Raw genomic sequence first — 16,039 nt, forward strand, 5'->3', positions numbered from 1 at the left:
TCAGAGTCCTTTTTCCAGTTTGGAGACAGTGAAGAGATTGGGCGCAATCTTGACGTTGAACCTCTGATTGTCCATCTTGATGATGGTCTTATGCCCCGTCTGTACATTCTCCATCTGCATGAGGTGCATCGTCCAGAATCCCTGTACCTTGTCAATATTTGAGATGGTAAGGCTGCGATGCAGTTTATTGAGCTTATCGTAGTAATCCGCCTTGATTGCCATCAGACAGTCCTGCCTGATCCATGTGATGCGCTTTGAGTATATTTCTCCCTTGTCCTTAGGCACGGACTGCACCACCCAGCATTTGTGTCCGCTTACCACTTCCTCACGCAGCAGCGTGTGTGTTTCCTCGTCCACGCTGCGTGTACTCATGTCGTCGTATGTAAAATCGCTGCCCATGAAGTAATCGGTCTTCGATGACTTTCCACTAATGCGCCTTGTCTTTTTCATGGCAGGGAGATAGAGCCATTTGTCGTCTGTCTTGCCGGGATTGTCATAGTCCCAAGTGAGAAATCCCGTGCCCTTCACGTCGCCGGGATAGGTGAAGAACATGATTTTCTTTGTGTCCTTACCTTCGTCCATTGCCCACGATTCAATTTTTCGCACACGCTTATGCCCACTTTTTTGAATAAGTGTCATTTCCACGGTGGCATAGCGTGTATCGCCATCGGCACGGTTCTTTACTTTTTGCATAATGTCTCTTCCGGTGAGACCAGCTGCTTGTGCAACACTCATTGTCATCAAGGCAATAAGGGATAAAATAAAATGTCTTGTTTTCATTTTCTTTATATTTTATGATTGAATATTTTAACCTTACTTGTTTGTTTAACTATTTGTTTTTGAACCTTTTTCCTTTCCGAACACCCGCAAATATTTGAAAAGTATCGGCGTGAGGAACAAGTCTGCCAACAATGCCGACACCATACCTGCTACAGCCAGCAAGCCCCAGTTTTTCGTCTGCGTGGCGTCCGACGACATGAAGCCGGCAAATGTAGCCGAGATGATGACCGTTGACATCACGATGGCCAGTCCCTCCGTGCGGAAAGTCTTGCGGATAGCCATGTTATAGTCATTATAACGATTATACGCCACATGGCAATGGTTGATGAAGTGGATGGTGTCATCGACGGCAATACCCAAAACCATAGGAATGAGCGAGGCTGTCATCATGTCGAGCGGATAGCCCAGCCAGCCCATCATTCCCCCCACGATAATGGCGGGGGCAATGTTCGGTATCATTCCCACCAGTCCCACTTTCCAACTTCTGAACAGGAGTATGAGTATCACGCCAATGACCAGCACCGAGAGCAGCATCGACCACATCTGTCCACGCTCCACATACTGCTGCATCACCGTAAACTGCGGTATATTGCCCACTACCGATACATGTGCGCCGGGAAAGAGCCTGCGCGCTTCGGTTTGGAGCAGATCCATTTCTTTTTCCGCCTCGTTGGAGTTGTAGCTCTTCAACTCGATTTGCAGGCGCAGCCGCTGATAGTCATAGTCCATCCAGTATTCCGACTCCGTACCTCCGGCATTCTCATAGAGTAGCAAGAGCTGAGCCACCATGTCGGCATTGTCGGGAATGCGGTATTCCTTCAGATTGTTGCCGTTGAGCGTGCAGTTCATGTCCTTCACAATGTCCGTGACAGAATTGTGCCGCTTGGTCAGCGGATAGCTTTCCGTGATGGTTGCCAGTCGGTCGAGTCGTTTCAGGTTTTCGGGCTTCTTCGCGTCGTCGGCATGCGGCAGTGTAATCATCAGGTCGTAGGAGTACATGCTTCCTAATTCCGTGTCGCAGAGGTCGAGGAATTTCTTTACATATTCCACCTTCCGTCCCATAGTCTTCTCAATGTCGAATGCCGGTTCAATGGAGAACATGCCGATGCCGCAAAAAAGCGTGATGGCTACCGAGACAATGAATATCGGGCGGTGGCGACGCAGGACGAAACTACCAAACTGCTCAAACCGTCCGCCGACGTATCCTTCGAGACTCTTAGATACGTCTATGCTTGGCTTGCGGTCTTTTCCGAATGAGAGTATTACAGGGGTAACAATCAGACAGGTAATCAATACCGAAAGCAGGCACAGCGAGGTGTTCACGCCGATAGCCTGCATGGGGACTATCTTCATGGATAGGAAAGTCATCATAGCCGCTATGGTAGTCAATCCTGACAACAAAACACCCCATCCGGTCTCGCCTACAGCATCGGTGATGGAAGCCTTGCGCCTGCCCGTTTCCACAAACCGTGTCTTGAAGAAGTTGTACAGGTGAATGTTGTAGGCAATGGAACAGGCAAAGGCCAGTATGACCGCTATCATGGCGGTAGTCATATCTATATACAGTCCGGTCCAGCCTATCACACCAAAACTTATCAGAAGACCAAACACCGACGTGAGCAACGGGGCGATGACTCCCCGCAATGAACGGGTTACGACAATCATCACCACAATGGAAACAAGGAAAGCTATGAGGAACAGCCGCCCCATTTCATGTTTCAGATAAACCACTTTTTCGTAGCTCAAGTAGGGCATTCCCGCAGCAGCAGGCGACAGTTCTGCGTATTTCGCCTTGCCGATGATGTGTCCGGCTTCTTTGCCCGTGAGCATATCCGGGGCAATATCGCTCGTCTTCTTCCACACGCTGTCCTCCGGGAAGGGACGCAGTTTCACCATGATCCATGTCATCGTGCCGTCCTTCGACACCAGTTTCTTTGAGAGATAGGGCTTGCTGTATGCCTTGCGTCTGATTTCTTTCAGTGAGGCTACGTCCGAGGGAATATCGTCGGGCACAATCTGCTCTATGGTCATTCCCTCCTCGGTGCCGACGGTGAATTCAAGGTCGGTGAGCGATGTAACCTTGTCGGCATACGACAGGCTGTCCTTCAGCTCCTCGCTCAACTCACGGATAAGTGTCAGGCTGCGCTTGGAGAAGACGTCCTTGTTCTTCACTAATACCGCCACGTAGTAGTCGTTTCCGAAGATGGACTTAAACTCGTTTGTCTTGAGCAGCATCGGGTCATCGCTCACGAAATAGTCGTCGAACGATGTTTTCATGACGATTCGCTTTGTACCCACGAATGAGAAAGCGATAAGCAGGGCAAACAGCCCCATTACCAACAGTCGGTGGCGTAATATCCACACCGACAACTGCCTGAATTTACGGTTAATGTTTTCGATTTTCATTGCTATTTATTTTTCATTATTGTTTTCCTGTTGAAGTTTTACCATCCGCGCAAATTCTCCACCTTTAGCCATGAGGTCTTCGGGCGCACCCTGCTCGATGACTGTTCCGCCTCCAAGCACCACGATGTGATCGGCATTGCGGACGGTGCGCATGCGGTGGGCGATGATGATGACGGTCTTACCCTGCACCAATTCTGAGATGCCTGCCTGAATCTTCGTCTCGTTCTCGGCATCAAGGCTGGCGGTAGCTTCGTCCAAGAGAATGACGGGAGCGTCTTTCAGAAGCGCACGGGCAATGGAGATACGCTGCCGCTCACCGCCAGAAAGGGTTTCGCCGTTCTCGCCGATAATGGTGTTGTATCCATTCGGCATACGGCTGATGAAATCATCACATTGTGCCAGCCGTGCCACACACCGCACTTCCTCATCGGTGGCGTCACGCTTGCCGATGCGGATGTTGTCGGCGACAGAGGCGTTGAAGAGCAGCACGTCCTGAAACACCACGGCATAGTTGCGGAGCAGTGTCTCCGGGTCGATGTGGGCGATGTCGTTTCCGCCTAATAGAATCTTTCCGCCGTCAATGTCCCAGAAGCGTGCGGCGAGTTTGGCGGTGGTGCTCTTTCCGCCTCCCGACGGACCGACGAGTGCCGTCACTTCTCCCTGCTTTGCTGTAAAGGAAACATTGTGCAATACCTGTTTTTCGGTCTCGTAGGCAAAGCTCACATTGCGGAACTCGATGTCGTAATTGTCCATCGCCACATCCTTGTTTCCTTTCTGTTCCGGCATAGCCTCCATTTCTTTCATGCGATTGATGCGCACGTCGAGAAAAGCGAGGATGGCAAGATTGTTGCACACATCCTGAATGGGATTATAAACCATGGCTGAAATAAGGAGAAATGCCAGATAGACGAAAATAGACACGTCCCCATGCTGTAGCATCCATGCGCCTGCGACAATGACGGTGGGCATACCTAATTTCAGAAGCATGGCAGAGAGATTGACAAACGAACCTGCCACCAACTCACCATTGACCAATTCCTTCTCATAGGCTTTCAAACGGTTGTCAAAGCTGCGGTTGTATTCCGCTTCGCCATTGTACGACTTGATTTCTTGAATACACTCCAGCCCCTCCTGCACCTGTTCGGTTACGCTGCGCTTGACGCGGTAATTCTGCTTGAAAGATCTGTCCATCATACGTCTTGCTAAGAGCAGAGTTGCCAACGCCAGCGGCACCACCCAGAAAAGGGCGGCAGCCAGTCGCCAGTCATAGAAGAACAGGCTTACGGCAATGATAAGCATGCTCAGCACCGACGCGAACAATTGGGGAACAGCATGCGAGAAGATTTGCTCCAACGAGGTGCAGTCTTCCATAATGGTAGAAGTCAGGTCTGACAGGTTCCGCTCTCCGAAAAATGCTAACGGCAGGCGGCGCAGTTTCTCCGCAAGACCGATGCGACGCTGCGCGCTCTCGTTGTAAATGGTGGTATAGGTGCTGTCATACTGCCATCGGCTGATGAAGAACATCACGCACATCAGCACAACTGCCAACAACACGTAAAACCACAAGGTGTGCTGACCGATGCGGGAATCGGCTTCCAAGTATTCCATGAGGAACAGGAACAGATAGGATGGCGGCAACATCAGCGCAAGGTTGAGCAGCGTTGAGAAAGCTATCCCCCTCCGCAAGTCCTTTGCTCCTTTTTCCGAAAGGGCGAAACGGTTTTGAAAATATTTAATCATATGGGTGTCTCCTTAGAATGTTTATAGTTTCCATGCCACTGCTTTCTGGTATTCGTTCCACATATTATAATAGTGTCCCCGCTTAGCCATCAGTTCCTTGTGCGTACCCTGTTCGGCAATCTGTCCATTGTCCAGCACCACGATGTTGTCGGCATCCTGCACGGTGGTCAGGCGGTGGGCAATCATGAGGACGGTCTTCCCGTTGGTGAGATGTACCAGTGCCTTTCGGATGAGATGCTCGTTCTCCGGGTCGGCAAAGGCGGTAGCCTCGTCGAGCACCACGATGGGCGCGTCTTTCAGAATGGCACGCGCGAGGACAATGCGCTGCTGTTCGCCACCGGAAAGATACGTGCCCTCCGCTCCAATGACGGTTTCCAAACCTCGGGGCAGACGGTCGATGATTTCACGGCTTTGCGAGAGGTCTATCGCCCGGTCTATCTGTTCTGCCGTTGCTTCGGGATTGCCGTAACGCAGGTTCTCTATTAGTGAAGTTTTGAACAGGTGAGTGTTCTGGAATACGAAAGACACGCTGCGCATCAGCTCCGACTTGTCCATCTGTCGGACATCCACCCCGCCGATGCTCACGCTGCCCTCACGCACGTCCCAGAAACGGGGAATGAGCCGTGCCATCGTTGTCTTTCCACTGCCGGAAGCTCCCACAAGCGCCACTGTCCGGCCTTCGGGAATGGTGAGATTGACGTGACAGAGGGCATCCTTTTCTGTGCCTTCATATCTGAACGAGACATTTTCAAAGCGTATGTCGCAGGCTTGTGGCTTCCGGATATTGTCGCTTTCGGGCAGCGGGGAGGCATCGGTCAGTTTCTCCAATCTATCGACAGCCTCGTTTGCCAAGAAAAGATTCTGACTGAGATACATCATCTTCATCACATTGGTTGCGATGACCGGTGTAATGACAACAAAGAGAAAGAGGTCGGCAATGACCACCGCCACACTTCCCCCGTGCCCGATCAGGATGATGCCCACCGGCACGAGGAAGAAGGCAAAGGCATTGATGGCAACTGTATATGCCGACATCGGCGAACGCCACAACAGCGTGTACAGAATGACAAGGTCACGATAGCGGATGATGCTGTCGTGGAACCGCTTGAACGAGAAGACGGTCTGCTGGAAAACCTTCACCACCGGGATGCCGCGTACATACTCCACAGCCTCGCCGCTCATCTTCTCCTGCGCATCGAGATATTGCTTTTGGAAGTTGTTGTTTCTCGGGTTCATCATATAGCCCATGATGCCGAAGGCACAGATGATTGGCAACATAGCCGCCAAGCCCAATTGCCAGTCCACTGTCAGTAGCAGAACGATGACGCCAACGGGGGCGACGATGCTCCCCGCCACATCGGGCAGGATGTGCGCCACGAAGGTGTGGGTCTGCGCTGAGTCCTCGTCAATGATTTTGCGCATGCGTCCTGTGTTCTGCGTATCGAAAAATCCCAGCGGTACGCGCATGAGCCGTTGCATTGCCCTGCGGCGCATGTTGGTCTCTACACGGAACGCGGCGAGATGTGAGAACATGAGTGCGGCAAAGTAGAGCAGCACGTTTGCCACCGACACGATGAAGGCGGCAAGGGCATAATCCCATACGGGTGCGTCGGCAAGGTTGCCCTCTGCGGTGAGCAGCGCACGCACCACGAGCCACAAAAGAACGAACGGGACGAGCGAGAGCAGTCCGTTGATTGCCGACAGCCCGACGGAGCAGGGCAGCAACCACTTGCGCCCTCCCATGTAAGCTCCTAATCGTTTGAGTGTTTTGAACATATCATTATTGTTTTTTGAATGTTATCCTATGGTTTCATCAGCTCTTTCCAGCCTGCCGTTCCAAAGGTGATATATTGCATGAGTGCTTGTTTGACTTCCTCCTCACTATATTCCTCGTGTTCCACCAATTCGCAGAAGAGTGTCGTCCAAGCCGAACTGGTGAGGTGAATCAGAAACGGGGAGATGTTGGTGTTGATGTGCGGGTATCGTTCCTTCATCAGCCGGAGGTATTCCATACCGACCTTCATCTGGTGGTCGATGATTTTGTTCTTATATCCCTCCAACGAAGTTCCCTCAGCATTGAAGAGTAACAGCCGCAGTTCGGGGCGGAACTGTTTGACAAGAGTGAGCATCGCCATGATGTGATTGATTTGCTGTTGCCGCAAATCGAACACGTCGAGCGAGAGAAATTCCTCATCATTATGCGAGAGGATATAGCGGTCAAGCGCGGTGAGCAATGGCTGCAATACCGCACAAAATAGTGTATCCTTACTGTCAAAATAATGATACAGGTTTCCCACAGTCACGCCAGCCTTACGCGCCACGTTTCTAATGCACGTACGCTGCACACCATTTTTGATAAACTCTCTATGGGCAACTTGCAATATGCGTTGCTTTATGTCTGTCTTCAATGTCTGCATAGTCAAAGATGAATAATGAACATGGTTCTAATTTGTTCACAAAAAAAGCGCACCATTCTATGATGAATGATGCGCTACTTTGTTGTTTCAATATTGAAACCCTTTGTATGTGGTATTTATCCTTTGTCATAAACTTTTTTAGATACTGCAAAGATAGAAAGAATGCTATTTCCATACAATACCCAAATATAGTGATTTCTTGCGAAAACGCATCATTCAATTGATTAAAGCGACAAGGGCATAATCTCATATGGATGCGTTGGTAAGATTTCAAAGTTGGATAGGTAATTGCATAATACAGTCTTTCTGGCATTGATTATTCTATATCTTGCTTATGGTTATTGTATCTTGTATTGAAGGCATGATAATATACCCATACCTTATCTGGAGGATATTATCAAATATTGTAATAAACGCACCACTTATGATACTTGAGACGGCGATGATATCTAATATTTTTTTCTTCATTTTGTATCCTCTATAAATAAAGTGTCAAAAAACAAAAGATTCTCATCCTGTTATTTTTTTATGGATAGGAGAACAATTTCCTTGTCGAAATATTTTACTTTCGACAAGGAAATTCATATTATTTCAGACTACTAATCATATATGGTGCTCCAGAAGTTTTTACTTTTACATTTTCATAGCTTCCATCATTCATATGATAGACAGAGTAGCCCACACCTTGGTCAGTCGCCATGCCGAAGATAATATCATTATTTGATTTGCAAATAGATGCCGCCCAGCCTGTAGTTCCTGCAAAATCCATCTTTTTGCAAGTCTTATTGTAGAGATTAATCTCAAAGGCCTGGAATGATTTGTCATGAACGTAGTCTGGTGGATTGCTTGCGGCTCCGGGAATATTAAGATATCCGTAAACCTTTCCGTTTCCACCATACACCTTATTATATGCATACGATGTTTTGTTTCCCTTGACTCCTTCTAACTTTACATCTGCAAGAGTGAAACAATATGATTTATCAAAGTTCTGTTCTCCTTTCTTAATTCGCAGGAATCCTTCCTTGACTCCAGGCTGATATCCAAACATGGCAACGCAATAGAAGTAGAGGTCACCCTTCTCGTCCACGAATGGATCCCCAGCAGGAGTCATACATGAGGACATTGTGGCACGAGGGTCACTAATCATTTTGATGGGCTTATCGGTCTTGGTATCTATCAAGGCTATGTATGCTCCCTCCTCGCATGAGTAGGCAGACTTCAACTGGCAGAGGGTAACGTATAAGATGCCGTCCCTGATGATAGAGGCACATGGCTCAGGATTGTTGTCTCCAGCCGACTTCCCCAAAGAATAGTCAGATAAATCTATCTCTCCTGTCTTCGTCATAGAAACAGGGTCTATTATCCAGACCTTTCCTAATCCAAGGCAAGAAACATAGGCTTTCTTCTCGGATACGAACGTAATGTATGTAGCCTTTGCGCCACTTGGAAACACCATGGTCTGCCCTTCCTGAACAAGTTTGCCATCCTTAGGCGTATATTTATAGAGGTGTTCAGTGTCAGTTACATACACCTTACCTTTATGTACAAAGGTAAATGCACCTTTGGCTAACACTAACGCATTGTCCGTGTTAAGTGAGCCGACAGTCAAGTCCTTAAACAGGCTGACATAAGTGTTCTCTCCTATATTCACGCTGTGTACAAATCCCGATTCTGTCTTTGTCGGAGGCATTGGAGGAACATCTGGTGAGTCTTTTCCACATGAGGAAAGACCTGTTGATACAAGCAGCGCTACGGCTGCAACTAAGAAATAATGTTTCATTTTGAATTAAATATTAAAAATAATAATAAGAATTTACATACTCATAGCTCCCCCGGAGACTTTATCTCGGAACAGATTAAAACGCAATTTCATTTTAAAAGTACGCCCTTGCAGTGGCATTTTGAATTCCATGTAGTTTTCTTTATCAAAGATATTCTCAACCTCAAAACTCAGTGAAATGTTGTTGTGCCAAAAGGACTGTTGAAGACCTATGGTAAACACATCATTGGAGGGGATGAGCCATTTCTTGCGCTGGTCGGGCAGTGTACTCATTTGCCATCCCCAATCAAATTCTCCGACATGGGAAACGTCTACATAAACTCTGGACAATTCCTTCTTTCCTAGCAAACCTTCAACGTGGTATTCCATACCATAATTGTAATAGAATGAAGGTATGTTGGGCACATGCTTGTCATACGTTGGGTTATCTGTTCCCTTCTCATCGTTTAACCATTTTTGTCGGTCTCGAATGTCCTGCAATGTAAGATTAAAGTAAGCATAGATGTTGGGAGTCACATCCACCTTTATGTCTGTATCGAACCCAAGCGTGCTCGTCTTTCCTAAATTTGTATATATGGAACGAGTATCTGCAGGGAAAAGTCTTATCATATTCTTCATATACATATAATAAAAGTTTGTTTCCCATTGCACACGAGTAAGTCCACACAGATTTCTTCGATCTATGATAATACCTACATTCAGATTATTCCCAACTTCTGGCTGAAGGTTTACTGATGGCTTTATACTTATCCCATTACCAAACAACTCTCCCGTATCTGGAATCCTTACATTGTGTGAAAACGAGATTTTCCCCCTCACACCTTTCCAAAACTCATAGCTTACCCCCTCACTAAACCCGTAATATGTTTTGTTCACGCTTGTCTGCTTGGGAGCTGCCACATCCTCCGCATGGTCTTTTGACAGAGCATCGCTTGTTCTGAAAATCTTTGACTTGAGATAATAGATGCTCATTGTCAAGGAGTTTTGAAAGCGATTATCGGAAGATACGTACAAATGACTGAACCCGATGTTGTTTGAAATCATCTTGCTGGGAAACGAACTGGGATCAAAGCCAAGATATTCATTCATACGTTCATCCTTGGGCCTATAGTCTGAGAGTACGAATTGGTCGTTCAGGTTGAAAGAATGTCGTCCAAGCATATATTTCAAGTTTAATTTGTTTCGCAACTCAAATTGTCGGTTATGCGATTCGTTGAATAGGTTGTCCTCTGTTTCCCCAATAGCTTGTGTGACAGTTCCATCCCATTGCGTCTTTGTTGTTGCGGTATCCGTCATGTTCGAACGTATGATGGGAGCAACAAGTGTATTTCTCATATCCAACCCCTTGAAGATAAAATTATTTTTCTCCAAGTCCAAAGTAGGCATGATATTAAGACTTTTCGTATAGGCATGTCTCGAGTCAAAGTTAAGAGACTGTATACCTTTCTTGTTTCTGTAAAAGGCACATTCCAGATCCAGTTTGTCGAAGTATAGTTTCCTAAATCCTATGCCCACATGATAGAAGTCTGCGTCATAGTAGTCATTGTTTCGTCTCACCTTTCTGTATTCAGAAGCAGGTAGATTAGTCTCAAACACTGGCCATGACATCATATAATTGTTCTTGGACTTGTTCTTGAAGAAAGCAACATTGAACAATATTCCAGGTTTTGCAAAAAGTTTCTGGGCACTTGCAAGTGTCTTGAATGTTCCAAATGAAGCCAATTCTTGTGTGAATCCAACTAAATCACATTCATCTTCTCTGGTCACAATGTTGATAGCTCCTCCCAATCCGTCGCCTCCATATTCGGCAGGAACGATACCCTTGTACACTTCTATGTACTTGATGACATCAATCGGAATATCATTAATATCGAAAGAACCATCAGGGCTATTTAAAGGAAATCCATTGATATAGACTGCGACTCGCTTTCCCTCCAACCCATGCACAGATATGCGAGATGCACTTCCTAATCCGCCAGTTTTTCTCACTTTAATGCCAGACGTTCTTGTGAGAATTTCTTCTATACCGCTTGAACGTCCCCGTAACTTTTCTCCGTCTACAACTGTTACTGCCATAGGACTTTGCCGAATACGGTTTATTTCTGCCTGCTGGGAAGACCCCCTAACCACAACTTCGCTAAGGACGTTCGCTGATGATTCTAAGAAAAAGTCTTTTGTGATATTGCCGTTTAACACAATGACTTGCCTTACTCGTTTATATCCAACAAATGAAACCTCAACAATATATGTTCCATTTGAGGGTATGTCAATTTGATAATTGCCTGTCTTGTCAGAAACTGTTTTCTTTTTTGTATTTTTGATTGATATGTATGCCCCAGATATGGGAAGTTTTGTATCCTTATCCATGACTTTCCCACTTAATGTATTTTGAGCAGCCAAAATCGTTGGACATAAACACAATATCGCTACGATGAATAATCTGTTCATAATCTTATTGGTTAATGAGTGCTTGCCATCCTGTCGTGTTATAGCGTATATATTCAGACAAAGTCTGTTTTGCCTCTTCCTTGCCGATTTCTGCATTTGAAACAATTTCTTCTATAATTGTTACCCATATAAAAGAGGAAATCCGAAAGAATAGTGGTGAAACATTTGTTTGAAGTTGTGGATATACTTTTTGCATGTGGTCAATATATTCTTTACTTATTGCTACTTGTTCGTCGATAAAATTCTCACGGAAAACTTCCAAAGAAGTGTCTTTTGACTCAAAGAGCAACAACTTTAATTCTTCTTTATACAAGAAAATTATTTTAAGCGTTTCTCTTAGCAAATCTTTTTGGCCTTGCATCGAGAAACCAACTTTGTCTATTTTGTCTTTTTCTATGTGATAGGAAGCCATTCTTTCATGTAAGACGGCAAGTAAAGGTTTGAGAACAGCATAAAAAATATCATCTTTTGTCTTAAAATAATTGTAGATATTACCTAAGACAATTCCTGACTTTGCAGAAATCGTGCGCATCGACGTTTTTTTAAAGCCATTTTTAATAAACTCATTGCGAGCAGCCATGACAATTCGGCTTCTTATTTCTTCTTTTAATATTTTCATCGCTATTTTATTAACGGACGTTTTTCTGTTTTGTTCACAAAAAAAGCGCACCATTCTATGATGAATGATGCGCTTCTATGCTGTTTCAATTCAGAAACTCTTTGTATATGATATTTATCCTTTGTCATAAACTTTTTTTAGATGTTGCAAAGTTAGAAATAATGACATTTCTCCACAATACCCAAAAATAGTGATTTCTTATAAAATGCATCACTCAATAATGGGAGATTTCCTTTCTTTTCTCACGAGTTCCCTCCTTTTCTTTAATTCAAAATCTATAATATTATTGCTTTAATTTTGCTGTTCGATAATGATTTATTCATCTTAAAAACAATGATTTATGGAATCGAACAACAATGACAACTATGTGCTGGTATTGGAAGACCGCACGGAAGTGAAGAATGCAAACGAAACGGGTAAGCTCTCCGTAGTTTCAGGTATTGACGATAAGGGCAAACTCCAAACAACCGAAGCCAAGGACGTGCATCAGGCAGCCTTTTTGAAATTCAACAACAAAGACGGCTTGCTGAAGAACTTCATGACCAATTTCCTCAAACAGTTCAACGAACCATCCCGTTTCGGACTCTACAAGGTAGTGGCTAACAATGTGGAGCAAGGTGTAGCATCGCTCCACACCATGCTTCAGAACCGTGAGAAGCCTGAGAACAAGCAGCAGTTGGCAGACAGTCAGGTGCGCTTTGATGATTTCTTGCCCAAGCAGAAGAATGCCACTGCCATTGACGAGTCGAAGATTGATTGGAAGCAGCTCGACAACCTAGGACTTACCCGTGAGCGGTTGGAGCAGAGCGGAGAATTGGTAAAGATGCTTGGCTGGCAGAAGAGCAATCTTATAACGATAGCCATACCTATTGGTGATACCACCATCTACACCGATGCCCGTTTGGCATTCCGTACAGATGGCGAGGGTAACATCGGATTGGCAGTTCACCCGCTTCGCAAGGAGCCACAGCTCGACTTCCCCTATATGGGACACAAGTTCTCTAATGAAGAGAAAGAACTACTCCTTGCAACGGGCAACCTTGGCAAGACCATCGAGATTACGCCCAAGAATGGTGACCCATTTGCCGCATACGTTTCCATAGACCCACAGACCAATGAACTTATTGCCCTGCGTGCCGACCGTGTGAATATCCCAAAAGAAATCAAGGGTGTTACACTTTCTGATGCGCAGTACAAAGGCCTTGTAGAGGGCAAAGCCGTGAAAGTGGAAGGAATGACCGCCAAGAGTGGTAAGTCCTTCAATGCCACTCTGCAAGTCAATGCTGAGAAGAAAGGCATCGAGTTTATCTTCGAGAACAAGCAAGGCTTGAAGGAGCGACAGCAGCACACGCAGCAACAAGGCGCACCACGCAAGCTCTGTGGTTTGGAACTCTCCGACAAGCAGCGTGAAGCATTAGACAGCGGTCGCACGCTTTATCTGAAGAATATGGTGGACAAGGAAGGGCAACCTTTTAATGCCTATGTCAAGATGGACAAGGAACAGAACCGCCCACGTTTCTACAAGTGGAACCCTGACAAGAAGCAGGAAACCGGCAAGGAAAAGGTGGTAGCCGTAGCCGAAGAACACAAAACACAGGTTGCAGTGAACAACCAAGGCAAGACCAACGAAGCCACCAAGAACGTGAACGAGCCCTTAAAGTCCGGGCAGACACAGCCCACTGCCGCCCAAAAGCAGAAGCAGGACGAGAAGAAACAGCAGCGCCGTGGACGTAAGATGTAACCCTTAAAACCAAACCTAACTATGATTACTTGTATTATTGCCGAGAAACCCTCGGTAGCCAGAGATATAGCCCGTATCGTAGGGGCAAATGGCAAGCAGGACGGATACTTGGAAGGTAACGGCTATCTTGTTACTTGGGCAATAGGACACCTCATTACCCTTGCCATGCCCGAAGCCTACGGTTTTGCAGCCTATAAAGCCGAAGACCTGCCCATCCGTCCCAATCCCTTCCAACTTATCGTTCGTCAAGTACGCAAGGATAAGGAGTACACATCAGACCCCGCAGCACTCAAGCAGCTCAAAGCCATTCGTGGTTGCTTCGACAGTGCAGACCGCATCATCGTAGCTACCGATGCAGGGCGAGAAGGTGAACTTATCTTTCGCTATATCTATCACCATTTGAACTGCCACAAGCCTTTTGAAAGACTTTGGATTTCCTCGCTTACGGACAAAGCCATCCGTGATGGGCTTGCTCATCTCAAAGCAGGAAGTGCGTATGACAATCTCTATCACTCCGCTAAGGCGAGAAGCGAAGCCGACTGGCTCGTGGGCATCAATGCCAGCCGTGCCCTGTCCATCGCTCGCAAAGGCGGTTACTCTTTGGGAAGGGTACAGACCCCGACACTCGCTATGGTTTGCCGTCGGCACATAGAAAATCGCGATTTTTCTTCCGTCCCTTATTGGAAACTCTCCGTAGCAGGAGAGAAAGAGGGCATATCTCTGAAAGCCGTGAGCAGTAGTGCATTTGACAATGAAGCCGATGCACAGTCCGCTCTCGCCATGCTTCGCGAACAGAGCCGGCTTACCGTGACTTCGGTCGCAAGAAAGGTGGGACATACGTCGCCACCCCTCTTGTACGACCTCACCGCCCTACAAAAGGAAGCCAACCGAAAGCACGGCTTTTCAGCAGATAAAACCCTCTCAATAGCTCAGAGCCTCTATGAGAAGAAAATCACGACCTATCCCCGCACAGGCAGCCGATACATCAGCGAAGACGTCTTCGAGGAAATACCCGTCTTGCTTGGCAAGATAGGACAAAGATTCTCTTTCCCACTTAACCGCCACTCTGTGGACAACGACAAGGTAACCGACCACCATGCCATCATCCCTACGGGTGAAACTCCATCGGGACTATCAGCAGATGAAACAGCCATCTACCAAATGGTAGTCCATCGTTTTATCGAAGCCTTTTCTCCCGACTCAGAGGAAGAGCGGATGCAGGTGGAACTGACCGACGGTACAAACACCTACATTTGGAAGGCGTGCCGAAGTATCGCCTTGGGTTGGAAAACCGTACAGCACAGTACCGGCACGAACGATGAAAAAGGTAAGGAGGATGAAGAACAGACTTTATCCGTCCTACCCACCCTAACAGAAAACGAGATGTTACCGCTGCTATCTTCAGAGGTTGCCGAGTACAAGACCAAGCCAAAGCCGCTTTATACTGAAGCAACCTTGCTTTCCGCGATGGAGAATGCTGGCAAAGAGGTCGCAGATGCAGAAAGCAAAAAAGCAATGGCAGAATGTGGCATCGGTACACCTGCCACCCGCGCCAACATCATCGAGACACTTATCCTGCGAGACTATATCCGAAGAGAAAAGAAAACGGTAGTCCCGACAGAGAAAGGCTTGGCAGTCTATGAGATTGTCAAGGACAAACGAATTGCCAATGCAGAGATGACAGGCTCGTGGGAACTGACCCTTGCCGCCATCGAAGCAGGACAGATGCCGCCCGAGAAATTCGCGCAAGGCATCAACTCCTACGTGGAGACTATTTGCGAGGAACTCCTTGCCCTTGCTCCACAGGTGCAGAAATCCTATCCCACCTACCGCTGCCCCAAATGTGGCAACGAAAGTGTGGGCATCTACGCCAAGATTGCCAAATGCAGGCACGAGGGATGCGACTTCCACATCTTCCGTGAAGTCTGCGGCACGTTCCTTTCCGAAGACAATATCCGTGATTTGATAACCACAGGGCGAACGTCCATCCTTAAAGGCTTGACGAGCAAGGCTGGCAAGAAGTTCAACGCTCGTCTTGTTCTGGGGGAAGATCATACCACCTCCTTTGAGTTTGAGGGTAAGAAAGGAAAAGCACGAGGGAGATAGTT

The 16,039-nt window shown here is 46.8% G+C and carries 10 protein-coding genes; 2 read left to right on the forward strand and 8 right to left on the reverse strand.

Annotated features, from left to right (window positions below; translation table 11 throughout):
- The 8 genes from AABJ51_RS01940 to AABJ51_RS01975 all read right to left on the reverse strand — a co-directional run bounded on the left by AABJ51_RS01940 (window position 1) and on the right by AABJ51_RS01975 (window position 12,190).
- Window positions 1-780, reverse strand: coding sequence for an outer membrane lipoprotein-sorting protein (locus AABJ51_RS01940; protein ID WP_004360044.1), 780 nt, complete (start codon window positions 778-780; stop codon window positions 1-3).
- Window positions 781-825: 45 nt separating this feature from the next.
- Complete coding sequence (locus AABJ51_RS01945) at window positions 826-3,186, reverse strand: efflux RND transporter permease subunit (RefSeq protein ID WP_004360043.1); 2,361 nt, start codon at window positions 3,184-3,186, stop codon at window positions 826-828.
- 6 nt (window positions 3,187-3,192) lie between these two features.
- Entirely contained in the window at window positions 3,193-4,926 is a 1,734-nt protein-coding gene (locus tag AABJ51_RS01950; protein WP_004360042.1) for an ABC transporter ATP-binding protein, read from the reverse strand.
- Between the two features lie 21 nt (window positions 4,927-4,947).
- Window positions 4,948-6,702, reverse strand: coding sequence for an ABC transporter ATP-binding protein (locus tag AABJ51_RS01955; protein ID WP_004360041.1), 1,755 nt, complete (start codon window positions 6,700-6,702; stop codon window positions 4,948-4,950).
- Window positions 6,703-6,728: 26 nt separating this feature from the next.
- Window positions 6,729-7,343 (reverse strand): TetR/AcrR family transcriptional regulator, encoded by a 615-nt coding sequence (locus AABJ51_RS01960; protein ID WP_004362761.1) that lies wholly within the window; start codon window positions 7,341-7,343, stop codon window positions 6,729-6,731.
- Between the two features lie 586 nt (window positions 7,344-7,929).
- Window positions 7,930-9,123, reverse strand: coding sequence for a YncE family protein (locus AABJ51_RS01965; RefSeq protein ID WP_004360039.1), 1,194 nt, complete (start codon window positions 9,121-9,123; stop codon window positions 7,930-7,932).
- Window positions 9,124-9,156: 33 nt separating this feature from the next.
- Window positions 9,157-11,571: a TonB-dependent receptor gene (locus AABJ51_RS01970; RefSeq protein WP_004360038.1), complete on the reverse strand. Its 2,415-nt coding sequence runs from the start codon at window positions 11,569-11,571 to the stop codon at window positions 9,157-9,159.
- Window positions 11,572-11,575: 4 nt separating this feature from the next.
- Window positions 11,576-12,190 (reverse strand): TetR/AcrR family transcriptional regulator, encoded by a 615-nt coding sequence (locus AABJ51_RS01975; protein WP_004360037.1) that lies wholly within the window; start codon window positions 12,188-12,190, stop codon window positions 11,576-11,578.
- Between the two features lie 340 nt (window positions 12,191-12,530).
- On the opposite strand from AABJ51_RS01975, the gene AABJ51_RS01980 reads away from it, so the two are divergent.
- The gene (locus tag AABJ51_RS01980; protein ID WP_004360035.1) at window positions 12,531-13,931 is read left to right on the forward strand and encodes a DUF3945 domain-containing protein; all 1,401 of its coding nucleotides are present in this window, start codon (window positions 12,531-12,533) and stop codon (window positions 13,929-13,931) included.
- Window positions 13,932-13,952: 21 nt separating this feature from the next.
- Window positions 13,953-16,037, forward strand: coding sequence for a type IA DNA topoisomerase (locus AABJ51_RS01985; protein WP_004360034.1), 2,085 nt, complete (start codon window positions 13,953-13,955; stop codon window positions 16,035-16,037).
- Window positions 16,038-16,039: the final 2 nt, after the last annotated feature.

The sequence above is a fragment of the Indolivaga capnocytophagoides genome (genome assembly GCF_036511535.1).
GTDB lineage: Bacteria > Bacteroidota > Bacteroidia > Bacteroidales > Dysgonomonadaceae > Dysgonomonas_A > Dysgonomonas_A capnocytophagoides.

Coding starts and splice junctions, on each gene's coding strand:
- AABJ51_RS01940 (WP_004360044.1), bottom strand. CDS start 780: ATGAAAACAAGACATTTTATTTTATCCCTTATTGCCTTGATGACAATG.
- AABJ51_RS01980 (WP_004360035.1), top strand. CDS start 12,531: ATGGAATCGAACAACAATGACAACTATGTGCTGGTATTGGAAGACCGC.
- AABJ51_RS01965 (WP_004360039.1), bottom strand. CDS start 9,123: ATGAAACATTATTTCTTAGTTGCAGCCGTAGCGCTGCTTGTATCAACA.
- AABJ51_RS01970 (WP_004360038.1), bottom strand. CDS start 11,571: ATGAACAGATTATTCATCGTAGCGATATTGTGTTTATGTCCAACGATT.
- AABJ51_RS01960 (WP_004362761.1), bottom strand. CDS start 7,343: ATGCAGACATTGAAGACAGACATAAAGCAACGCATATTGCAAGTTGCC.
- AABJ51_RS01945 (WP_004360043.1), bottom strand. CDS start 3,186: ATGAAAATCGAAAACATTAACCGTAAATTCAGGCAGTTGTCGGTGTGG.
- AABJ51_RS01975 (WP_004360037.1), bottom strand. CDS start 12,190: ATGAAAATATTAAAAGAAGAAATAAGAAGCCGAATTGTCATGGCTGCT.
- AABJ51_RS01955 (WP_004360041.1), bottom strand. CDS start 6,702: ATGTTCAAAACACTCAAACGATTAGGAGCTTACATGGGAGGGCGCAAG.
- AABJ51_RS01950 (WP_004360042.1), bottom strand. CDS start 4,926: ATGATTAAATATTTTCAAAACCGTTTCGCCCTTTCGGAAAAAGGAGCA.
- AABJ51_RS01985 (WP_004360034.1), top strand. CDS start 13,953: ATGATTACTTGTATTATTGCCGAGAAACCCTCGGTAGCCAGAGATATA.